The following is a 23505-nucleotide window of genomic DNA, read 5'->3' as shown; positions in this document are numbered from 1 at the left end:
AGCACGCCCTTGACCTGAAAAACCACCACGCGCCGCTCAACACAGAGCCCGCGTGGTGGGCACCAAAGGCCCTAGAGTTCAAGAAAAAACAGGCTGATTGACGGTACCAGCGCCAACAGGACCAGGACGCAGCAGGTCACGATGAAGAAGGGCACCGCCACGCGGAAGACCTTCAGCGGACTGACCCGCGCCACGGAGGCGGCCACGTAAAGACCGATGCCAACCGGAGGCGACAAAAGCCCCAGTATCAGGTTGATCGACACCACGACCCCGAAATGCACCGGATGGATGCCGTAGACTTCGGTCGCGATGGGCAGCAGGATGGGCACCACCATGATCAGCCCGGGTATCCCGTCGATCACCGTACCGACCAGCAGCAGCATGACCAGCACCAGCAACATGAAGCCCGCAGGCGACGTGGCCACGGTTTGTATCCACGCCGCTGCCGCCTGTGGCACCTGCCCGAACACCAGCACCCATGAAAACACGCCTGCCGCCGCCACCAGAAACAGCACCAGCGCCGAATTGATACCCGTGCGCAGCAAGATCTTGGGCAGGTCCGACAGCTTGAGCGTCCGGGTGATGAAACCCAGCAGCGCTGCACAAAGCGCGCCAAGTGCTGCCGCCTCGGTGGGCGAGCCGAAACCGCCCAGAATGGTGCCGATGATCACCGCGGGGATCGACAGCATCGGCAACGCCTTACGCACTGCCACCCACCGGTCGGGCCAGGTGACCTTTTGCCCCCTCGGATAGCTGTGCCAGATGCCCAGAAAGGCAATCGTGCCAATGAACAGGGCCGTCAGGATCAGACCCGGAAGGATGCCCGCGACCAACATATCGCGCACCGCAACCTGCGCGAGCACCGCATAGACCACGAAGACGATGGACGGCGGGATGATCGGCCCCAGCAAACCTCCAAAGGCGGTGACGGCGGTGGCAAATTCGCGTTTGTAGCCTTCCTTTTCCATTTCCGGCACCATGACCTGCGACATCATCGCGATCTGCGCCGTGGCCGACCCGAGGATCGAGGCCACCATCATATTGGCAATCAGGTTGATATAGGCCAGCCCGCCCCGGACCGCGCCAATAAAGGTCGCGGCCAGCCGGACCAGCCGTTGGGTAATACCCGCCCCGTTCATCAACTCGCCGATCAGAATGAACAACGGGATCGCCAAGAGGCCAAAGTTGTTCAACGCGCTGAACATTTGCAAACCGTAGCTGTTCAAAAGGAGGCCGTTGCCGGTCCATAGGATGAATACGACCGCCGCAAGCGACAACACGATGCCGATGGGCACGCCGATGACCAGTAGGACGAAAAAAGCGGCTCCGGTCACGGATTACTCCCCGGCCTGCAGGTCAGACAACAGACCTTTGGGGCGCGCGACAAACCCCATGTCTTCGGCAAGGTTCGTGATCGCATGGATGGTGATCGCAAGGGCGAACCATGGCATGATCAGATAGATGTAAAACAGCGGCACGCCCATGACCGGGGTCGTGTCCGTATAGGTGAAATTGAACGTGGCCCCTTCAAAGGTCGGAATGTCGAAACCGGCAGCGGCAAGGGCCAGCGGATCAAACCAGAGCCAGCAAAAATAACATAGCAACACGCCAAAGAGCACGGTGGCAAAGGACACTGCGGTTCGCAACGCCCGGATAACCCGCGCAGAGGTTAACTCGTAGACCAGAAGCACAGCCGGGTCGATACGCGCACGCAGCATAAGCGATGCGCCCAGAAACCCGCTGACGATCATCGAATAGACCGCGACTTCATCCGCCCATGCGATGGTGATGCCAAAGACACGCAGAATGACATTCATCAGCACGAAAATGAAAATCATGAGCACCAGCAGCATGAGCAACACCTTCTCGATACTGGCGATAACCGCAGACAGTCTGCTGATGGATCGACTGAGCATGAACGCGCGTCTCTCGTCTTTTCAATGGGCACAGGGCAGCCGCGATGACTGCCGTGTGCTAAAATGAGTTGGATCAGAAATCAGCGACCAGATCACGCATACGCTGGACATAGGGCGTCTGCTCGGCCCATTCCGCGTCCCAGCGCGCAACGATGTCGCCAAAAAACTCAGGGCCCACATTCTCGGTGATGCTCAGGCCCTCAACTTGGCGCAGCTGCTCCAGCTTGGCGTCTTCACCTTCGACAAAACGGTCGATGGTGCGGTCACAGTGGATCTGGATCGCGTCGCGCAGGATCATTTGATCTTCGGGCGAAAGGCCAGCCCAGACGCGACCAGAAACCAGCGCCACCATCCCGAACAGGTGGTGGTTTGTCTCCATCATATATGTCGCATGGTCGTAGTAGCCAAAGTTGATGATCGACTCGTGATCCATGTCGATCGCGTCGATCTGCCCGTTGGCCAGAGCGTCATAAACCTGTGTCAGCGGCATGGGTGCGGGGGCCGCGCCAAACATCTCAAAGAACGTGCGGATCGGCGGGGCGGGTGTAATGCGGAAACGCAAGCCGTCCAGTTCAGCCGCACTTGCAACCGGGTTCTGGGTCAAAAGCTGGCGCATGCCCGTCATGGCATAGCAGACCCCGACCGTTCCGGTCGCCCGAGGCAGTTCGCCAAGGATTTCGCGGGCCACATCCGAACGCAGCACTTTGGCGGCATCGCCGATGTTATCGACCAGAAACGGCGCATGCAGAGCGCCCATGGCGGGCACGCGGTTGGTAATCTCGGCCGATGTCAGCCACGCCATATCAAGTGCGCCGGTCTGCAATTGTTGCAGCATCGTCGTTTCACTGCCCAACTGACCTGAAGGGAATGCCACGACCCTAAACCTGCCATCCGACATCTCGGACAGCGTGTCGCTGAGCGCTGCGACCTCCTGATTCCAGACATGAACCGGCGGCGTGATAAGACCAAGACGGAACTCGCGGTCCTGCGCCGATGCGGAGAATGGCAGCGCCAGCACCGCAAATGCAACAGCCGCGAACGTAGTGAATTTCGACATTTTGTGATCTCCCTGACAGCCATACATTCTGCATGGCCTGAAACTATTCAAATCCGTGTCCTTAGGCCACCGTCGAATTCGGCCGGAGGCCATCCTGAACATCTCATTTGCATACATACATTCGCAGCACAGACGTGCAGGTCAAGTTTTTTCGGTGCAAAACAACGCGCAAGGGTCCGCGTTTTGACCAAACGCGCGAGATTTCACCATGTTTACCCGAGCATTCAGGGAGTGCGCATGAGATAGCAGCGCCACCCTGCGATCAGTCGACGAAGGCGCGTTCCACCACAAAGGTTGCGGGCTTGTTATTCGCCCCTTCAACGAGACCGAAACCTTCAAGCGTTGCCTTCGTGTCGTTCAGCATCGCCATTGATCCGCAGATCATGCCGCGGTCGGTCTCGGGCGAGATGGGCGCAACCCCCAGATCCTCGAACAGCTTGCCCGACGCCATCAGATCCGTGATCCGCCCCGTGAACGGGTAGGCTTCGCGCGTGACGCTGGTGTAGTGGCGCAGGCGTCCGGTTGCGGACTCTCCGACCAGCGGGTCCTCAAGGCATTCGGCAACCAGCTGCTGACCGTATTTCAGCTCATTCACCTCGCGGCAAGTATGGGTCAGGATGACCTCATCGAATTTGTTGTAAGTATCGGGATCACGGATCAGCGATGCAAAAGGCGCGATCCCGGTGCCGGTGGAGAACATATAGAGCCGCTTACCCGGCAGTAACGCATCATTCACCAGCGTGCCCGTGGGCTTTTTGCGCATCAGGACCGTATCGCCGGCTTTGATCTTTTGCAGATGGCCGGTCAGCGGCCCGCCCGGCACTTTGATCGAATAGAACTCAATTTCCTCGTCCCAGGACGGGCTGGCAATTGAATAGGCGCGATACACCGGCTTTTCCGCGTTGGGCAGCCCGATCATCACAAATTCACCGGAACGGAAGCGAAAACTCGCGGGCCGGGTGATACGGAACTTGAACAGGCGGTCTGTGAAATGTTCGACGGCGGTGACGGTCTGGGCAAAAACGCCTGCCGGTATCGCGAAGGAGGCAGCGCTGCCCTGCACAATCGGAGTGAATTCGTTCATGATCTGCCTCGATCCTCTCTGTTCAGCGCACGGTTCATGAGGTGCGATATGGTTATGAAAGAAACGCCAATCTTTGCGTTGTTCGGTCCGGTTAAGCCCCTGCCCTGCCAAAGCCACGTTCAGGTGGGTACGGGTACAAAAGCTTCAAATATCATTTGTATACAAACAATAATTCGGCCCACTGTGGCTGTCAATATGTATTTGCCGCGTCGGCAGAGCACCCACCGTTTGATACCAAATCGCATTGGATTAAGCCCCGCGCCCACTCTTCGGGCACAGGATTTGTTCAGATTTTATAAAAAAAGACTGATACGCGCCTTACACCACAATGTTCCAACGGCGGCGCATACGTCATCGTATCCTTCTTTCGGCATCATCGCGTGTTGGATGTGCCGAATGGTTGCTTAGCGCAGACCGTCTTTGCCTTCCGCCGCGTCGTGGGTCAGCCCACCGACACGTGGCAAAGGTCGCCCGCTGTCTGTCACGGCCACCGCAACAAGGATTTCATTCGGGCGTGGTGCGTCATTCAGGCGGACTTCGACCCCGTCGAAATGGGACCTCACATAGGCCGCATCCTTATGGCCCAGCGGCACGTCAAGGTCCTGCCCCAAGCCACCGCGTTTTTTCGACGATGGCACCAAAGCCGCGCCCTTTTCCACGGCTTGGCGCAGCGGCGCACCCAACTTGGGATGCAGGATTGCGGCGGCATGCTCCAACTCGCCATTCTCGCCCACCATCGCGGCCTTGCCGTAGCTTTCGATCCTGTCGGGAGTTACGCCCAAAGCCGCCACCGCGCGCGCGCCCAATAGCCCACCAAGATCAGCACCGATATCCATCAGGGGTGTCAAATCCTCAACGTATTGACCCGCGAACGGGTTCTCGATCACGGCCACGGCCACGGCTTTGCGGGTCGGGGGGGTAATGTCACGCCCGCCTTCGATGTGGGTTTCTTCGGTAAACGTCGCGATTTTCCGGATTTTCGCACTCATTTCAGGCCATCCTCTCCCTTGATATCCGCCGCTTCGAGACCGCCGGAGCGCGAATGGACACGCGGACCTGTGGTCATGACCAGAGCCAACAGCATTTCGCCCGCACGGGGCGCATCGTTCAACCCGACCTCCATGGAGTCAAAATGACTGCGCACATAGGAGGCGTTGATATGGGTGATCGGCACGTCGATCCGCGCGCCCGTGCCCCCGACTTTCTTGGCTGACGGCACGATCGCCTTGGTGCCCCCGATGACTTCGCGCATCGCATAGCCACCCGGCGCATGCCAGAGCGCGCCGTGTTCAAGCTCGCCCGCCGATCCCACAAGCGAGGCCTTACCGTACCCTTCGATCTGATCAGCACCGCCAAGCGCCACCGCCAGCTTTTGCGCCATATCCAGCCCGAGAGGGCGCAGCACGTCCATAAACCCCTGAATTTCAGGTTCAAACCGTCCGGCAAAAGGATTGGTGATCACCGCCAGCGCAGCACCGCGCAGCAAGGGGGTATCAGCCACCGGACCGCCTTCGTGATAGATTTCCTCAACGATGAGGGCACGTTTGCGGGTTTCAAGCTCAGGCATGTTCGATCTCCATCTTGATTTCAGTCCGGATGAACATGTCACCGGTTTGTGTTGTTTCGCCCTGCAAAAACAGGGCCGCGCCAAGAATATGCCCTGCGCGCTGCATGTCATCCGCCACCGCGCGCCCGGCTGCAAGCGCGCGTGCGCGATCCATGACAGACAAGGCACCAACAGCGGTTACAACAGCCCGCGCGCCAAGGTCACTGTCGGGCTGAACGTCATGGGCGGGCCTGCGCCGGATTGCCGGATGGTCGGGCAGATCAACGGCGTTCGCAATCAGGGTTGCCGCCACATCGGCCTGCGCAGCACTGCGGGCAAGAACGCTGACACTATCCGCAATGCCCCGCGAGAGGCTACGCCCCCCCGCCCCACTGGTGGCAATACCGCCGATGCCCGCCTCAGCGCCAAAGCGCAAGCGTCCAAGATCACCCCCCTCAAGCCCTGCCATGGCCACCGAGAAGGTCGCCCCCGGGGCAAGGTGCACCGCGATGTCCCCGCCATTGTTCACATAGGCCCGTTCCAGCGGACAGGCCGCGACCATGGCGGCCAGAACCTCGTCCGCGACCGATCCGGCCACAGCGCTCATCGGGGTCACAAACGTCGTGCCGCAAAAGGGACGCGCCGCACGGTACATGCGCTGCGCGGTCACATCCTGCGGCAGCGGCGTATCGGGCGTCAATTGGGTGCGATGCTGCGGCAACTCCCTGCACAAACCCTCAAGGATCGTGTCAAACCGCTCCCTGGCCGCCTTGAAGGCCCGCTGACGTGTCCCCGCGCCCACAGGGTCAGCACCGATAATCAGATCAATCGGCCCGTGCTGCAAATGCAGCCTGCGCCCCCCCTCCAGCAGTGCCGCGACCGGTTTGCTCATGGCCTCATTGCTCCGGACGCCAGCGGTAATTATGCCGCGCGGTCGGGTTGGCGTCCGGGTCAATCTGATCGACCCGCCGGACATTGGGTGTGAGCACCTCATCAATCGGGCGCACGGCTTCGACATGCCCGCCAAGCGCTGCATAATCTGACAGGCGCATCGTGAATTCAATCGGGGCAACCAGAGCCGGGGTCGGCACATAGCCAAAGGAGTTCGACGGCATTTCGAGCACATCTGCCATGACCGTGATTCCGCCGCCGGGCCAGACATAGGCGTTCGCCCCACCGCACGACACATGGGTCAGTGAATCCTTGACAGAATTGGTCAGCTTGACGGGGTTTTCCGTCACCCCGGCGCGCAGTGATCCGCCGGCTCCCCCCATGAACAGAACCGAGCAAACCGATGGTTCGCAGTTCTCAGCAATGCGTTCGACCGAGACTTGCAATGCATCCGGCAAGGGCTGCGGTTGCGGTTGCAGATCGGCATCAAGCTCGAAATAGGCGTATTGTTCACCGGTGGTCGAGACCATCAGCAGGCGCAGCCCTTGCCAAGCCACATCGGCATTCCACGGCTTGAGGATCGTCAGGGGGTCATCCACATCGGTACCACCCCAGCCGGTGCCGGGCTCTGCCACCTGAAAATAGCGCCCCGGTGTCGAGCGACGGCCATTGATCTTGATACCCGTGGGGGGCACGTCCAGCATCTTGCCCGCCTGATGTTCGGACAGGACACCGGTGATATGGTCATCGACCACGACCACTTCGTCCACATGGTCCACCCATTGCGAGGCGAACATCCCGATGGCAGCAGAGCCGCAGCCTACGCGCATCAGCTTTTCCGGCACCCCGTTTACAATCGGCGGCTTGCCCGCCTGAACCACGATGGTCACACCGTTGTCGATGGTCAGTTCAACCGCTTCGCAATTGCACAGCTTGAGCAACGCATCACAGGTCACACGACCCTCTTTCTTGGTGCCACCCGTCAGGTGTTCCACGCCGCCCAGCGACAACATCTTTGAGCCATATTCGCTGGTCATGACATGGCCCACGGGTTCCCCCTGACAGCGCACGATCTCGCGCTCGTGGCCAAGGAAACGGTCCGTGTCGATCTTAACCTTCACGCCGCAGTAGCTGAAAATCCCTTCGGTCACGACGGTCACCATATCCGCATCATCGACCGTCTGGCTGACGATAAAGGGCGCGGGTTTGTAATCGGGATAGGTCGTGCCGGCCCCGACGGCGGTGATAAAGGGGCGGTTGGCCTGCACCAGATCCCCGTCCCAATCCTGCCCATCGCCCCCATTCAGAAAGGGCACCGATTGCACGCCCTTCTCGCGCGCCCCTTCGATAATGGTCAGCGGGTCCAGCCGGATCAGCTCACCACCCGAATTGGCATAGCGATCACATGCGCCGGTTTTCCCATCCGCGATATAGCACAGCACCGGGCAGGCATCGCAGCGGATTTTCTCAGGTTTGACGCGGGCGGGTTTATCCATTGGTCTTGCTCCGAATGGCCTTGCGCAGTTTTGCAGGTGTGACGGGAACCGAAGCCACCCGCACGCCGGTGGCATGGGTGATCGCATTCAGCAAGGCAGGGGCGGTCGGGATCAGGACATGTTCGCCCAGACCCTTGGCGCCGTACGGCCCATGCGCATCGGGCACCTCAAGGATGATCGAGGTAATCGGCGGGATATCCCCGATGGTGGGAATAAGATAATCATGCAGGTTTTCCGTCCGTCCCGGAATATATTCCTCCATCAACGCCATGCCGAGCCCTTGCGCGATGCCGCCCTGTATCTGGCCTTCGACCAGCATCGGGTTGATTGCATGGCCGACATCATGGGCCGCCACAAACCGGATCGGCTTGACGGTGCCAAGCGCGGTGTCGACTTCGACCACGGCCAATTGCGCGGCATAACCGAATTGCGCGTATGGCGCACCCTGACCATTGGAATCCATCGGCTTGGTGGGCGGATCATAGCTTTCCGTCGCACAGAACACGTAGCCTTCGGCGTCCGCGTGCATGGCAGAGGTGTCGATGCGATGTTCCCGACCCTCTTCCAACACGGCAATCGCGCCGTCAACAAACCGCAGTTCAGCATCTTCGGACGCATTGGCATGACGCAGGATCAGAGCGCGCAGCGCTTCGCCACACAGACGCGCGGCATTGCCCGACACGAAGGTCTGGCGCGACGCGGATGTCTTGCCCGCATCCGGTGTGATATCCGTATCTCCCCCCACGCGGGTCACGTCGCTGACGCGCGCGCCCAGTGCGGTGGCAAAGATCTGAGAGACGACCGTGTTGGAGCCCTGCCCGATATCCACCGCCCCCTGATGCAGCACAATCGTGCCGTCAGCGCGTACCCCCGCCTTGATGATCGACGGGTTCGGGAGACTGGTGTTGCCACAGCCATACCAGCCCGCCGCGATCCCGACCCCACGTTTCCTTGGGTTGTCATTATCACGGTTGAACGCCTCGGCCTTGGCGCGTTCCGCTGTCCAGTCATCACGCAGCGCTTCAAGGCAGGCCTTGGCACCGACCCCTTGTTCGAACACCTGCCCGCAGACCGTGGGCACGCCGTCTTGCAGGACGTTCAAAAGCCGGAAGTCCAGCGCGTCCATGCCCAGTTTCGCGGCCAGCTCCTCAAACAGACTTTCCTGCGCGATGGCGGATTGCGGGACACCAAAGCCACGAAAGGCCCCGGCGGGCGGGCAATGGGTGTGCACCCCGTTTGAGATCGCGCGATAATCAGCGACGCGGTAAGGACCCGATGCATGGACCGGCACGCGGTTTGCCACGGTTGGCCCCCAGGACGCATAGGCCCCGGTGTTGAACGCCCCGAAGAAATCAAAGCCGCTGATCTTGCCGTCCTTCGTAGCGCCGATCTTGAGTTTGATTTCCGATGGGTGCCGTTTGGTGGATGATTGCATCGACTCCGTCCGGCTGTAGGTCAGCCGCACGGGACGCCCGGTCTTGAGGGCGGCGAGCGCGAGGTAGGGCTGCACCGACAGATCAAGTTTGGAGCCAAAGCCACCGCCCACCCCCGTCGGCACGATCCGGATGCGATCGCGGTCCATACCCAGAATGATCTCAAGCGCCTCAAGATTCATCACCGGGGCCTGTGTGCAGACGTGAATTTCCACGCGCCCGTCGACCACTTCGGCGAAACCGGCCTCGGGTTCGATGTAGGCGTGTTCGACGAAACCGCTGTCAAAGGCACCTTCGACCACCACATCAGCAGCCGCCAGCGCCGCTTGCGCATCACCGCAGGCAACCAACCCCTCGCACATCAGGTTACCTTCTCGATCTTCGTGCAAGGATGGTGCGCCTTCGGCACGCGCGTTGCTTACCGTCATAAGGGAATCGCGTTCGCTCCATGTGATCGGGAAATCTTCAGCACGGAATTGGGCAATCGCCTCGGGTGTGCCGACCACCGCCGCCACCGCTTCGCCCCGGAACCGCACGGTATTTTCGGCAAAAACGGGCTGATCCGCAAAGGCCGGGATCACACCATGGCAGTTCGTGCCGGGAACATCGTCGGCGGTCAGCACGGCCTCGACGCCATTTTGCGCCGCGACCCAAGCGTCAATATCCCCGAACGAGAACCCCGCATGGGCAAAAGGCGACCGCACGACGCGGATTTCAAGCGTGCCGGACGGCGCCACATCATCGCCGAACCGTTCGGCACCAGACAGCTTGTCGGCTCCGTCTACACGGCGGATCGCCGCCCCCGCCCCACCATCGGCAACAAGGTTACCGGGCAGGTTCGCGACTGCGTCAATGATCTTGCGATACCCGGTGCAGCGGCACAGCACACCGGCCAGCGCATCCTGAATATCCTCTTCGCTCGGCGCGCTGTCACGCCGCAACAGCGCCACCGCTGACACCATCATGCCCGGTGTGCAGATGCCGCATTGGGCCGCACCATGATCCTGAAAGCTCTCCGCCAGACGCTTTGCCAGCGGGTCATCTGCCACCAGACGCGACACGGTTTCGATCTCGCGACCACGCGCCTGCTGCGTCGTCATCAGACAGGCGCAGACGGTTTCACCATCCAGCAAAACCGAACAGGCCCCGCAGTCGCCTGCGTTGCAGCCAATCTTGACATCGCGCGCGCCCAGACGTTCGCGCAGCGTCTCTGACAGCCGCTCGCCAGTGGTTGGCGACACGTTGACGGTTTCGCCATTCAACGTAAACGCAACACCTGCCTCAGGGATTTGCCCATCCATCTACGATACTCCCTCACAGGCCTGAACCACGGCGCGCCGACACAGTTCGGCCGCCACATCCATTCTGTATTCCGCTGATCCGCGCACGTCAGAAATCGGCGTAAGCGGTGCGAGGCTGTCTTGTGCCGCGAAATCCAGCGTGGGAACATCACCGACAGCGCACCCGATCAGCCGCGCCTCAAGGCCCGGCAGACGCTGCGCCACGGCAGAACAGCTGCCAACGGCGACGCGCACATCCGACAGCATACCGTTTTGCACCTCTACGACGGCTGCAACCATCGCGATGGAAATCACCAGATGTTTCCGACTGCCGAGTTTCAGAAATGCGCTCTGCGCGCTGGCGGAAACCTTGGGGACGATCACGGCAACGACCATCTCATCCGCCGCCAGATCAACCTTGCGCACCCCCTGAATAAAGGCGTTGAGCGGCACGGTGCGGGTGGCGTCGCAGGATGCAATCTCGACCTGTGCATTCAGCGCCAGCAGCGGCGGCACACCATCTGCGGCGGGTGAGGCATTGCATATGTTGCCCACGACAGTGCCCCGGTTTTGTATCTGTATCGACCCAACCTCGCGTGCGGCCAGCTTCAGCGCATCAAAAGCGGGGGGCAGCGGCGCGCGCACAACATCTGTCCAAGAGGCCGCAGCACCGATCCGCCAGCCGTCTGCTATTTCGCTAATGCCCCGACAGTCCGAGATCGCCGTGATGTCGAGAATGCTCTCCGTGCGCGCACCCGGCGCTTGCGCGGGAAAGAAATCCGTGCATCCCGCGATGATACGCGGTGAACCATCACGCAGCAGGGCAAGCGCCTCGGGGAGCGTTAAGGGCATTGCATAGGACAATTGTGCACCTCTCGATTTCCGCTTGATGCCGCGATCAGATCATCTGCCTGTGCGAAAGCTGCAAACAAGCGCTTGAAATTGTGCATAACGGCAACGAACGCGCCGCACTTCTGACGCTCAATACAGCGCGCGAACTCAGCAAACTGGATCAGGTCATCCTCGGCACCGATGGTCCTGCTGGATCAGGCGTACAACCGCTGGGAATTTTGCGCATGGTCGCCATGCTGTCGAGCCTCGGAAATGTCGATGCCGCGACCGCGTTTTGCTTTGCCAATGGTAATACGGCCCGCCAGCGCGACCTGGACGTCGGCCTGCTGGAGGTTGGCTACAGCGCCGATTTCGTGCTCATGGATCAGGCGCAGCATGCGCCGGGCAAGAACATGCTCGAATCCGTGCAACTGGGCAACCTGCCTGGCGTCGGGATGACGATCATTGACGGTATCGTGCGATCCAACCGCAGCCGCAACACACCGCCCGCAACAACCTTGCCCGAAGTTGTGCCATCGGCCTGACGGCGCTGACCAACACCGATCCGGCCTCTTTTGCCTATGCGCGGGTTTGGGGTCAGGTGGGTTTGATCTCTTTGGGCTGTTTCGCCGCCTGACCGTCATACAGCCCGCGCGTTTTACCTACAGGATTTTGAAAGCGCTCTGCGCCTGAGCGGCACAGACTGCCTCTTCTATCCCGCGCAGACTGGAGGAATGGACTCTGAGCAGCGGCTGTTTTTCCACGATCTCATCCCCGACCTGAACAGACAAAACCACACCGGCGGCTTTGTCCTTGGGTGCACCTGACAATCGCGCGATTTCCGAAATGGCTTGTATGTCGATGGCCTCAAGGCGGCCTGAACTGTCAGCGCATATATCTTGGGTGAATTGCCCGGGCTGAAGCGGGTCGTGTTGGCGCCCCTGCGCATTCCTGATCTCAAACAGTTTCTCGACGGCCTTTCCGCTGGACACCAGATCGCGGGCCACCTGCGCCCCTTGCCCCTGAGACACAGCCCCGGACCATTCAAGTATCGTCGCCGCATAGCCGATGGATTTATCGAGCAAATCGGTCGGCGCCCCTGCCTCTCCACGCAAGACACTCAAGACATCCAAGGCTTCGAGCACAGGCCCGACGCCACGCCCGATGGGCTTGGTGCCATCTGATATCTGCACCTTTGTGTTCAGCCCGATGCCCTGCCCCACCGATTCAAACAGGTCTTTCAACGCGCCCGCTTCGCCTTGGGTGCGCGTCTTGGCTTTTGGACCCACCGGCATGTCGATCAGCACATGGGTGGACCCTGCCGCAAGCTTTTTGGACATGATCGACGACACATCCAGCAATGTGGATTGCAACCCCAGCGGCCGGTTTATCGCATTCATGACGTCATCCACCGGGGAATGGGTCAGGTTGCCGTTCCATGCGATGCAGCCATTTGTCTGTTCCACGACCGACTTCATTTCGTCTGGGGACAAATCAACGCGCGAAAGCACTTCCATCATATCCGCCGTCCCTGCCGCAGATGTGATCGCCCGCGATGATGTCTTGGGCACGGTCAGGCCAAAGGCCGCCAGAATGGGAATGATGATGGGTGTGATGCGATTGCCCGGAACCCCGCCCATGGAGTGTTTGTCGACGACGATCGTCTTGCCCCAATCATGGCGATGCGCGAAGGCGGCACGTACCTGCGTCAGCGAGATCACTTCGTCCATCGTCAGGTTGTTCGAGGCCGCGACAAGAAAACCTGCGATTTCCGAGGTGCTGAACCGTCCGTTGACCAGATCGTGGATGAAGGCTTCCATCTCGGCGTGAGACAACTCACCGCCGCGCACTTTCTTTTGCAAAATGGACCGGCTTTTGGGCGTTGGCGACCGCTCGATTGAAACGACATCGCCCTCCACCGCGTCCAGCGCCGCCATTGCCCCCTCGGACAAAGCACAGAGGTCTTGCGACACGATTTCATCGCTCCACGTTTCGCCCAGTTCCGCAGAGACGGATTTGCCCCGCAAAGACAGGGTGACCCGCGACGAACCGGCCAGCACGCGGCTGGCGATCTGATTGCCCTTGTGGATCAGACAAACCTGTTTTGACCCGATGGTGACCGGAAAGCGGGCGATTTCTGCGCGCAAATCGCAGGCCCCGGCGATCAGATCGACAAGCCCGGCAATGCCTTCCTCGATGGTTCCCTCATTCACGATTTCCAACGCGCAGCCTGCCAGGGGGGCTTGCTCCACAAGGCGCGCCAGACGCCGCTTTACTTCTTCTTCGCTCTCGCGCCCGCGCTCATAGAGGCGCTGTTCAACGATGCCGGGCGGCGCAGAAATACCAATGGTCACGACATTCACCACTTTGTCGCGAAACGCGCCAATCTCATTGCGTGACGCATTCAGCACGACGTTGACGCCGTTTTCCAGATCGCGCGCGACCTGCATGGGGATGCCGTAGGACAGGCCATGCGCGTGCCAGTGATGCCAGAACGCCCCGGCGGCCAGTTGCTGTTTGAACTCGGACGGGGTTACGGGAATGTAATCCTCCCCGCCCGCATCAGCCGCCCGCGTGACCACCCGCTGCGGGAAGGAAAACCACTGGCTGTTTGCCAAACGATCGCGCGCGCCCTCCAGCAAGGTATCTTTGCCAACGCCACTTGGACCGACAATGAGAAACAGCGTACCCGGCACGATTAACCCTTTCTTGGTCCAGATCAGACGTCGTCGAGGCCGATATCAACACAGGTCGCCGATTGCGTGATGCGGCCCACCGATACAAAATCAACGCCGGTTTCGGCCTTCGCGCGGATCGTATCGAGCCGCACACCGCCCGAACATTCCAGCGGAATGCGTTTATCCACGATTTCAACGGCTTTGCGCATGTCCTCGTTGCTCATGTTGTCCAGCATGATGACATCCACCCCTGCATCAAGCGCTTCATGCACCTGATCCAACCGGTCCGCCTCAACCTCGATCTTGGTGAGCATCGGGGCTTTGGCCTTGGCGCGCTGGACGGCTGCGGCAATGCTGCCTGCGACGGCGATGTGGTTGTCTTTCAGCATGATGCCATTATCCAGTCCCAGCCGGTGACTGCGCCCGCCCCCACAGACCACCGCATACTTCTCGATCATGCGTAGACCGGGCGTTGTCTTGCGCGAGTCCAGCAAAATCGCGCCCGTGCCTTCGATCTCCTTGACATATTGCGCCGTCAGACCGGCAATGCCACACATCCGTTGGACGAGGTTCAGCGCAACCCGCTCCGCCGTCAGCAACGCCTGCGCATTCCCGGTGATCACGGCAAATGTCTCGCCTGTTTCGACGCGCTCACCATCCTTTCGGGAAGTCTCAAACGTGCAATCAGGGTCCATTTTGCGAAACACCATTTCCGCCAGTTTCAACCCCGAAAGGGTAATCGGTTCACGCGCGTTCATCCCGAATTTGGCCACCGCCTCATCGTCCACCATGATCTTTGCGGTCAGGTCATAGTAGTTGACGTCCTCGTCCAGCCAAAGGTCGATGAGTTGGTTCATTTTTCGCAGGTCTAGGAGCATATTTCATGCCTTTCTTTTGACGGCCAGATAACGGGTTGTTTGTTTCACGAGGTAACGAGGCGTCCGTATTGGTCTTTGAACTTCTTGATGGCGAAGGTGAGCAGCATCAGACCGCTGACGCAGCCGATGATTTTGACGTTTGTGTCCGGAACCGCCAGCAACGCGGCGCTGACGAGCATTCCGACACGCGTGGGCATTGACCAACGGTCATGCCACTTTGCTTCTGACGCGAAGGCGACCAGCACACAGGCGAAGGCCACACCGGCGCTGACCAGTATCGCCTCGACGCTGGAAAAAGGTTGCAGCACCAAAGGGTTCGTCACGAACATGAAGGGCACGACAAAGGCAACGATGGACAAGCGCATCGCAACCACCGCAATCTTGAGCGGATTGGCCCCGGATATGGCCGCCGCCGCATAGGCCGCCACCGCAACCGGTGGCGTCATCGCAGACATCACCGCAAAGTAAAGCAGGAACAGATGCGCGTTCAATTCCTGAAAGCCAAAGTCGTTCACCAAAGTGGGGCCGATCAGAACAGCCGCCAACACATAGGCACTGGGCGTGGGCATGCCCAGACCAAGAACGATGGTCACAACCGCGCTGAGCATCAGGATGATCATGATGTTGTCACCCGCAGCCGCAAAAGCGATGAAGGAAAACTTTGACGCCAGCCCGGTCATGGTAATGCCACCGATGACCAGCCCTGCGGCGGCACAGGCGCCGGTGACGCCAATCATGCGAATGGCGGTATCTGACAGGGCTTCGATCGTCGCCTTAAGCCCCAGCCGTGTGCGCCGGTTGAATTGCGAAACGACCCAGACCGCAATCGCGCTGAAAACAGCGACCATTGTCGGTGAATAGCCCATCACCAGCAGAATGATCAAACCCACAATCGGCAGGAGAAACTGCCAGCCCTGACGCATCGTTTCGCCCAGCGTGGGCACCTCGGACGCATCGAGCGGCGCAAGGTTCAGCGCGACGGAGCGCAGATGCACTTGAATGGAGATACCAACATAATACAGTAGCGCGGGCAAAATAGCCGCGATGACAATCTCGCCATATCCAACCCCGATCAACTCAGCCATGATAAAGGCCGCAGAGCCCATGACCGGCGGCAAGAGGCTGCCGCCCGTCGACGAAGCGACCTCAACACCCGCAGCCAGACTGCGGTCATATCCCAGCTTTTTCATCATCGGAATCGTGATCGACCCGGTGGCTACAACGTCGGATGTGGGGCTGCCTGACATGGTGCCGAACAAAGCCGATGAGACCACGGCGATCTTTGCAGGCCCACCCACGGAACGGCCCGAAATCGTCGCCGCGAGGTTAAAGAAAAACTCGCCCCCCTTGGCTCTCTCCAGAAACGTGCCGAACATGACGAACAGGAACGCATATGTGGCCGCCACGCGCACCGGCACGCCGAACAAACCGTCGGTGGTGTAGATGTTGATGTCCACAAAGTGGTTGAGCGAGATGTACCCATGCCCCAGCGGACCGCTGATCAGATGCCCATAGAGATTGTAGATGATGAAGGTCAGAACGATGCACATCAAAAACAGACCGACAGTGCGCCGGGTGATCTCAAGCGTCAGCAGGATCAGGATGGAGGCCATGATGAACTGATCGGTGCTCAGCTCTTCAAACAGGCTGATCCGGGAAGCTGTTTCAGGGATTTTGATGATGAAATAGCACGCACAGGCCGCAGCAGCCAAGGACAGTATCCAGTCCGGCAGCGTGGCCTTTGTCCCCGATCTGTCCGTGGCGCCGATGAGCAGGAAAGCGGGTACATATATCAGGCACAGGAAAATGACCGTCAGGGACAGCGCGTCAATCCGCGACAGCGTTGCCGCCCACATCACCCAGACAGAAAAAAACGCGGTGTAAAGGCGGATCGGCCAGTATAAACGCCCCTTGATGCTGCGGCGGGATCCCGTGGAGAAGAGAAGTCCGAGTATTCCAGGTGCCGACATTGGGTGCCTTTCGATCGTCTTAGCAACGCACGTACGAAGACCGGCGCAGACACAAAGCCCGCGCCGGTATGATCGCGTGGTTTAGCTGCCAGCAGCCTTGATCGCAGCCGCCGCCGCAGGGTGGTAATCGATCAGCGTGATCGACGCCCCAAGGTCTGCGTTGAAGGCACCCATGGCTTTGTGCACACCCTGAATTTCGCCAACGTTTTCATAGATCGCCTTGGCAACCAGACCGACGATTTCCGGATCGGCCCCTTCTGCGGCGATCAGTGCCGCCTGTGCACCAAAGGTCTTGATGTCGCGATCAAGCCATTCATAGGCACCTGCCGGGATCGTCACAGCCGTTGAGCCATAGGCGTCCTGCATGGCGGCGATCACATCATCCGAGACGGACAACAACGTCAGGTCACGCTTTGACGCGATGGAATTGATGCTTCCGCTACCGACGAAGGTTGCGTTGACCCACGTGTCAGCGCGACCGTTCTGCATGATCTCAGAGGCGGTGCTGGAGCCCTGAAACTGAACACTGCCGCCTTTGCCTTCGATGGCCTCAAAGGTCATGCCGGAGGCCTCAAGCGATTTTTCCGCGAGGATCGACGGCAGGATGCCCCGACGGTTTACGACCAGATTGTATTCACCGTCCATCGCCGCCAGATCACCGATGGTTTCGATGCCGTTCTCTTGGGCAAAGGACTTGTCTGTGACCCATTGCATCGGTGCCCAGTTGTAAAGAAGCGCAACAGCAGCAACACCGCCTGTCGGCTCACTGAAAGGGGCTTCCCCGCGCGCGGCGATAGCCACCTCGCCGACATGAACAATGGCCAGATCACATTTGCCTTGGTTGACTTGCACAATATTGGCAAAGCCACCGCTGGATGTTTGATAGGTCACGTTCGACTCCGGATCGACCTTTCGCACGGCGGCGTCGATGCCAGCACCCAGAAGAGACCACAATCCACCCGGACTGCCACCACAAAGGGTGATATTGTTTCCGGCATAGGCCGGTACGGATGCAGTAAATGCAACGCCGGAGATCGCGGCGGCTGCGACAAATTGAAATAATCTAGGCAATGTCGTTCTCCCGTTGGTTATCGCTTTTTTGTTGGTATACAAACGAGACATCAGGTGCTGGATTGAGTCAAGGACATTTTAGGGACGCCAAAACACCAAAAATCGGCGATCCCTCTTGGCAAGATGCCCTTTGCCGACGAGACTTCGGATCTCAGAACGGCGAAAAAAGCGGGAGCGAGCAGGAAAAAATGTCTGAAACCAGACCGGTGACAACAATACGTTCTTGGAGCGAACTTCAGGATATGCTGTTCGAAGATTCCTGGAACGAAAAGATCAAAAGGCACCGGTCCAAACATGTGTTCCGTGGGCATGGGCGCGCGGATTTCGAACTGGCCTCCGGTTTGGCGCGTCTGGGCGAGCGGTCCAATGAGCTGGAAAAACACCTGCTGCGGAATTTTCGCAAATATGCAGATTCGAGCACACGGCAGGTCGACAGCATTCCCGATAGTTTCGCGCCCAGTAACTTCTGGCACTGGATGGCCCTTGCGCAGCATCACGGCTTGCCGACCCGCCTTTTGGACTGGACGTATTCCCCCTTGGTCGCGATGCATTTCGCCTGTTGCGAGCAGTCCAACATGGATGTGGATGGTGCCATCTGGAAAGTTGATTTTGACCGCACTCATGAACTGCTTCCCCAACCGCTGCGCGACATTCTGGCGGAACAGGGCGCACATGTTTTTACGGATGAAATGCTTTCGTCAAAATTGCCGGGCCTTGATCAACTCCGGGCAAGTTCCATCGACTCAAAGGCGGAGATATTGTTTTTCGAACCGCCCTCGCTGAGCGCGCGTATTGTGAACCAGTTTGCCTGCTTCTCGGTCCAGATCGGGCGCTGCCAGCCGATGACCGATTGGCTTTTGCGTCACCCCGAACTCACTGCCAAGATCATCATCCCCGCTGAACTCAAGTGGGAGATCAGAGACAAGCTGGATCAATCCAATGTGTCCGAACGGGTTTTGTTTCCGGGCCTCGATGGTTTGTGCAGCTGGTTGTCCCGGCAATACACGACCCCTAACTAAAGAACGTAGCGCAAGCGATTAGGTCTGCACAAAAATATGGGTCAGTACTCCCTTTTTTCCGGCTCATCGCACATTCTACGCCCAGATCAGGGGTATGATGCAGGTGACGTAAATCTTGCGCTTACCAGATACTTAGTCTCGATATACCTTTTGGCCGCAACATCAGGACGCACAATGAAATTGACCCGTTACTCCAAGCATGTGCCGCGCGCGCCTCAGTTGGCTGCGATCAAACCTTCGGGCTTGGTGCCCGTTGAGAATGTGGTAAAATCCACTTTGTATCGCGCCCGTAGATTATGAAAGTCGTGCGAGAACCGGGCAAGGCGGACTATCTGAAAGCGGTGGGGGGTGGTAGTGCTGGATGATCTGACGATTGCCGATGTTTTCGCAAAACGGAGCCAGTTGATGGATCGGATTGCACCACTGGAATTTCCTGACGTTGAAAAGGCTGCACCATGACCGAATTACAGGATTGGATCGAACGGTTTCCCGGCTTGTCGCGGCTTGAGCCTGCAATCAAGAAACTCATCATGACGCGCAGCAAGATCGTGCAAGCGCCAAAGGGCGCGACACTATTCGGTCCGGATAAGTCACCTGAAAACATGCTGTTTTTGCTGGATGGCACCGTGCGCGTGCAGCAGGTTTCGGAGTCCGGCCACGAAATTGTGCTCTACCGGATTGAAGCCGGGCAAAGCTGTGTGCTGACCACGGCTTGCCTGCTGGCCTATGATGATTATGCCGCCGCAGGTATTGCGGAGACGCCGGTGCGCGCCGCGGCCATACCGCGGGATTTGTTCGACGATCTGGTCTCTCAGTCCAAGTCGTTTCGCGATTTTGTTTTCGCGGCGTTTTCAAAACGCATCACCGATCTGTTTCTGATGATTGAGGAGGTCGCGTTCCAAAAGATGGATGTGCGTCTGGCCGACAGGCTGGTCAAACTCGCCAATACTGAAGGCGTGGTCACGACCACGCACCAGAAACTCTCGGTCGAACTGGGCACAGCCCGCGAAGTCGTCTCGAGACAGTTGCAGGAGTTCCAGCGGCGCGGCTGGGTCGCGCAAGCGCGGGGCCGCGTCAACCTGCTGGAGCCCGCAAAACTGGAGCAACTGGCACATCGCCACATCTGAAAAACCAGAGCCACGCAGGCGATTTCAATGCCCTGCTTTACCAACTGCCACCAGACCAACCTTCTTAGGGATAAAACGGGGGCGGTTCGCAAATAGGTACGGCCCGGGCTGCAATAGACAATAAGACTTGCTTCAAACCCTACAATCAATCACATTCATATAATAGAATTGGTGGGGGCAGAATATGCTTGGCAGACGAAGGTTTTTGAAACAGAGCGCGGGAATGACGGCGACCGGGATGCTTGGCCTGCAAGCAACAAGAGCCCATGCGCAAGTGATGGTCGGCAGCACCAGACTTGATGTCGTCAGCGACGGCTCGTTGACATTGCCGGGCAGCTTTATTTTCGATCCGATGCCGAAAAACGAACTCCTGCCTATACTCGCGCGCTACGGTCAATCGCCCGACACGCTGACGCCGCCCTGCAACGTCACATTGATGCGACAGGGCGACCGGACGATCCTGTTCGACGTGGGGTCTGGTCCCGGGTTCTCCCCGAACACGGGCGTTATTCTGAACTCCATTGACGCCCTCGGCGTGGCCCCGGAGGACATAACCGATGTCGTTTTCACTCATGCCCATCCCGACCACTTGTGGGGGTTGTTGGATGATTTCGACGATCCGCTTTTTGCCAATGCCAGCTACATGATCGGCAAAGCGGAATGGGAGTATTGGATGAACCCCAATACCGTGAATGACATCGGCGAGGCGCGCGCCTCTTTTGCCGTCGGTGCAAGGCGGCGTCTTGAGATGATCGAAGACCAGATCAGCTTTTTCAACGACGGCGATGAAATCATCGGCGGTGTCGCCGCGCGGGCAACCTTTGGGCACACACCGGGTCACATGGCCTTTGAGGTGCGGGACGGCAGTGAGGCGGTGATGATCCTCGGCGATTCCATCGGGAACGATCATATCGCCTTTGCACGACCGCAGTGGCATTCCGGGTCTGATCAGGACCCCGAAACTGCAGCCGCAACGCGTGTTTCGCTGATGGATCAACTAACACTGGAAAAGACCCGCGTGATCGGTTTTCACCTGACTGGCAACGGCGTGGGCCATGTAGAGAAAGGCACGGACGGGTATACGTTTGTGAACGAGGGATGAGCATGAAACACGCAATCCTCGCACTCGCTTTGCTGTGTGGCCCGGTGATGGCCAGCGAAGACATCCCCGATCAATACCCCGCCTCGATGCTCTATGCCAAACCGGTCGAGGTCATTCCGCATGTGTTTTCGGCGATCGGTGCGACCGCCCCGCCCACGTACGAAAACGCAGGCCATAACAACAACCTCAGCTTTATTGTCACCGGGGACGGCGTGGTGGTGATCAACGCAGGCGCCTCATATCTGCTGGCCGAGGCCCTTCATGCCGAGATCAAAGCCGTGACGGATCAACCCGTCAAACTGGTGTTCAACGAAAACGGTCAGGGCCACGCGATGCTGGGCAATTCGTATTGGGCCGACCTTGGCGTCGATATCGTGGCCCATGTGGACGCGGCCGCAGCCTTTGAGGAGAATGGCGATGCCTCTTTGCAAGCCGCCATTGCGCGGGTCAAGGAACGGGCGGACAAAACCCGGCTTGCCGCCCCGTCGATCACTTTTGAGGACAATTACACCGTTGAGAAGGGCGGCATGCAGATCGAGGCACGCTACCTTGGTCCCGCGCACAGCCCCGGCGATATCATCGTATGGCTGCCGCAGCAAAGCATGGTCATTTCTGGCGACATGGCCTTTCACGAACGCATGCTGCCGATCTTTGAAGATACAATGACCGCAGAGTGGATTGAGACATGGGAAACTGAATTCGAACCCCTCGCGGCGACTTATGTCATTCCCGGTCACGGCCATCCGACGAATATGGATCAGGTGCGCCGCTATACCCTCGATTACCTCGTGTATCTACGCGGGCAGGTCGGTGCGCTTCTGGAGGAAGGCGGCGGGCTTGCCGAAGCCTATTATGTCGATCAGTCTCCCTATGCGCATCTGGACACATTCGAGGAATTGGCAACCAAGAACGCAGGTCGCGTCTTTGAGCAGATGGAGTTCGAATAGGGGTTTACAGCGTCTGACGAAATACCAGAAAATCGCATATCACCCGCCGCGTTGAAACCTTTGGTTTTAGGCAGCGGGGAGTGCTTCAGGTTTTTCGCATGACGCTTTAAGCCAGTGTTGCCCTGCGGTCGTGAACCCGAGTCAGGATGACATGGGTCACCATCGCGCCCAGCCACATGCAAAACAGCGCAACCCATGCGGTCAATGCAAAGATCGACCCGCCGGACATGCCCGCCCCCACCGCACAACCGCCCGCCAGCATGCTGCCGAACCCCATGAAAACAGCGCCCACAAGGTAACGTTCCATCGGGGTGTCCGCACCGAAGCGTACCAATGCGGCCTCGCGGGTCAGCAAGGCCATGGCCCCCGCGCCAATGAATACCCCCGGCACCAAGCCGACCCCGAACCCAAGCGGCAAATCCGAACTGTTCACCAGCCCCATCAGCGTATCCGCCGAAGGCCCGGTAAAGGTCACGGAGGAAATCGGCACGATCTCGAAAGAAACCTCTGCCACGGCATAGGTCAGCATCCAGCCAAGCCCCACAGCCGCCCCCACGCCAGCGGCAGCGAAAGCGTGGGTCCCTTTGACCGCGCGCTGCTGTGCCAGCACGACAGCCAGACAAAGCCCGATGCCTGCCAGCACGCTTAACAACACGGGCGTCAAACCGAAATAGGACATGATATTGCGCCCCTGCCCCCCTTCAATCAGCCAGAGACCGGAGAGGTCTTCGCGCAATGGAGAGAGCACACCGCGCAAGGACGCCTGAGCCACTAAGGTCAGGACAAGGCCGGTGATCAGCGCCCTGAGGTTTCCCGTGGCCGACAGCACCAGCAGACGGCTCGCGCAGCCGCGCGCAAGGATCATACCTGCCCCGAACAACAGCCCGCCGATGATCGCCCCCGACATGCTGCCCGTGGCAGATATCTGTCGGCTGGCAGAGACATCCAAAATGTCCAGTGCAATCGCGCCCTGTACGAAAAGGACCGCCGCGCAAAACGCGATGAGCCATATTGCCAGACGTGGCCCAAAGGACGCGTTCGAGACCTCGACCGTCGCCGCCCGCAGGCAGAAACGGGAATGCTGCGCCGTAGCGCCAAACAGCAGGCCCGTTAACGCGCCCGCCCCGGCAAGAACGGCACCCTCGCCGAATTGATCCAGCAGTGCTTCAATCATCGCAG

The 23505-nt window shown here is 59.2% G+C and carries 19 protein-coding genes and 1 pseudogene; 5 read left to right on the top strand and 15 right to left on the bottom strand.

Features of this window, described 5'->3' with window-relative positions; translation table 11 throughout:
- Window positions 1-71: 71 nt before the first annotated feature.
- The 10 genes from K5Q35_RS08505 to K5Q35_RS08460 all read right to left on the bottom strand — a co-directional run bounded on the left by K5Q35_RS08505 (window position 72) and on the right by K5Q35_RS08460 (window position 11567).
- Complete coding sequence (locus tag K5Q35_RS08505) at window positions 72-1334, bottom strand: TRAP transporter large permease (RefSeq protein ID WP_220799238.1); 1263 nt, start codon at window positions 1332-1334, stop codon at window positions 72-74.
- A gap of 3 nt (window positions 1335-1337) precedes the next feature.
- Window positions 1338-1916, bottom strand: a complete 579-nt coding sequence (locus K5Q35_RS08500; protein WP_013963025.1) for a TRAP transporter small permease — start codon at window positions 1914-1916, stop codon at window positions 1338-1340.
- A 73-nt stretch (window positions 1917-1989) separates the two neighbouring features.
- On the bottom strand, window positions 1990-2973 hold the full coding sequence (locus K5Q35_RS08495) for a TRAP transporter substrate-binding protein (RefSeq protein ID WP_220799237.1): 984 nt from the start codon (window positions 2971-2973) through the stop codon (window positions 1990-1992).
- 262 nt (window positions 2974-3235) lie between these two features.
- Entirely contained in the window at window positions 3236-4057 is an 822-nt protein-coding gene (locus tag K5Q35_RS08490) for a ferredoxin--NADP reductase (RefSeq protein ID WP_220799236.1), read from the bottom strand.
- Window positions 4058-4461: 404 nt separating this feature from the next.
- Window positions 4462-5046, bottom strand: coding sequence for an amino acid synthesis family protein (locus K5Q35_RS08485; protein ID WP_220799235.1), 585 nt, complete (start codon window positions 5044-5046; stop codon window positions 4462-4464).
- A complete protein-coding gene (locus tag K5Q35_RS08480; protein ID WP_013963029.1) occupies window positions 5043-5624 on the bottom strand; it encodes an amino acid synthesis family protein in 582 nt (193 codons plus the stop codon). Before K5Q35_RS08480 ends, K5Q35_RS08485 begins: the two co-directional genes overlap by 4 nt.
- Window positions 5617-6495, bottom strand: a complete 879-nt coding sequence (locus K5Q35_RS08475) for a UPF0280 family protein (RefSeq protein ID WP_220799234.1) — start codon at window positions 6493-6495, stop codon at window positions 5617-5619. Before K5Q35_RS08475 ends, K5Q35_RS08480 begins: the two co-directional genes overlap by 8 nt.
- A gap of 4 nt (window positions 6496-6499) precedes the next feature.
- Window positions 6500-7990, bottom strand: a complete 1491-nt coding sequence (locus tag K5Q35_RS08470; RefSeq protein ID WP_220799233.1) for a 6-hydroxynicotinate reductase — start codon at window positions 7988-7990, stop codon at window positions 6500-6502.
- Complete coding sequence (locus tag K5Q35_RS08465; protein ID WP_220799232.1) at window positions 7983-10724, bottom strand: molybdopterin cofactor-binding domain-containing protein; 2742 nt, start codon at window positions 10722-10724, stop codon at window positions 7983-7985. The genes K5Q35_RS08470 and K5Q35_RS08465 overlap by 8 nt, the downstream gene beginning before the upstream one ends.
- Window positions 10725-11567, bottom strand: a complete 843-nt coding sequence (locus K5Q35_RS08460; RefSeq protein ID WP_220799231.1) for a xanthine dehydrogenase family protein subunit M — start codon at window positions 11565-11567, stop codon at window positions 10725-10727.
- Window positions 11568-11599: 32 nt separating this feature from the next.
- Here K5Q35_RS08460 and K5Q35_RS08455 point away from each other — a divergent pair.
- Window positions 11600-12079 (top strand): annotated as a pseudogene (locus tag K5Q35_RS08455) (amidohydrolase family protein); the annotation flags it as partial.
- 117 nt (window positions 12080-12196) lie between these two features.
- Here K5Q35_RS08455 and phnN read toward each other — a convergent pair.
- From phnN to K5Q35_RS08435, 4 genes are all read right to left on the bottom strand, one after another.
- A complete protein-coding gene (gene phnN / locus K5Q35_RS08450; RefSeq protein WP_220799230.1) occupies window positions 12197-14230 on the bottom strand; it encodes a phosphonate metabolism protein/1,5-bisphosphokinase (PRPP-forming) PhnN in 2034 nt (677 codons plus the stop codon).
- Window positions 14231-14253: 23 nt separating this feature from the next.
- Window positions 14254-15090, bottom strand: coding sequence for a carboxylating nicotinate-nucleotide diphosphorylase (gene nadC / locus K5Q35_RS08445; protein ID WP_220799229.1), 837 nt, complete (start codon window positions 15088-15090; stop codon window positions 14254-14256).
- A gap of 44 nt (window positions 15091-15134) precedes the next feature.
- On the bottom strand, window positions 15135-17060 hold the full coding sequence (locus K5Q35_RS08440) for a TRAP transporter fused permease subunit (RefSeq protein WP_220799228.1): 1926 nt from the start codon (window positions 17058-17060) through the stop codon (window positions 15135-15137).
- 81 nt (window positions 17061-17141) lie between these two features.
- Window positions 17142-18131: a TAXI family TRAP transporter solute-binding subunit gene (locus K5Q35_RS08435; protein ID WP_220799227.1), complete on the bottom strand. Its 990-nt coding sequence runs from the start codon at window positions 18129-18131 to the stop codon at window positions 17142-17144.
- A gap of 188 nt (window positions 18132-18319) precedes the next feature.
- On the opposite strand from K5Q35_RS08435, the gene K5Q35_RS08430 reads away from it, so the two are divergent.
- From K5Q35_RS08430 to K5Q35_RS08415, 4 genes are all read left to right on the top strand, one after another.
- Entirely contained in the window at window positions 18320-19150 is an 831-nt protein-coding gene (locus tag K5Q35_RS08430) for an FRG domain-containing protein (RefSeq protein ID WP_220799226.1), read from the top strand.
- 455 nt (window positions 19151-19605) lie between these two features.
- Window positions 19606-20277, top strand: a complete 672-nt coding sequence (locus K5Q35_RS08425; protein WP_013963041.1) for a Crp/Fnr family transcriptional regulator — start codon at window positions 19606-19608, stop codon at window positions 20275-20277.
- Window positions 20278-20500: 223 nt separating this feature from the next.
- The gene (locus tag K5Q35_RS08420; RefSeq protein ID WP_259650498.1) at window positions 20501-21379 is read left to right on the top strand and encodes an MBL fold metallo-hydrolase; all 879 of its coding nucleotides are present in this window, start codon (window positions 20501-20503) and stop codon (window positions 21377-21379) included.
- Window positions 21380-21381: 2 nt separating this feature from the next.
- Window positions 21382-22326 carry an MBL fold metallo-hydrolase gene (locus tag K5Q35_RS08415; protein WP_220799224.1) on the top strand — a complete coding sequence of 315 codons (945 nt, stop codon included), beginning with the start codon at window positions 21382-21384 and terminating at the stop codon, window positions 22324-22326.
- 106 nt (window positions 22327-22432) lie between these two features.
- Here the strand turns inward: K5Q35_RS08415 and K5Q35_RS08410 are convergent, their stop codons facing one another.
- Window positions 22433-23500, bottom strand: coding sequence for a YeeE/YedE family protein (locus tag K5Q35_RS08410; RefSeq protein WP_220799223.1), 1068 nt, complete (start codon window positions 23498-23500; stop codon window positions 22433-22435).
- Window positions 23501-23505 lie beyond the last annotated feature (5 nt).

Origin of the sequence: Roseobacter sp. OBYS 0001 (genome assembly GCF_019654895.1) — a bacterium.
Lineage (GTDB): Bacteria > Pseudomonadota > Alphaproteobacteria > Rhodobacterales > Rhodobacteraceae > Roseobacter > Roseobacter litoralis.
This window is presented reverse-complemented; position numbering and strand designations above follow the sequence as displayed.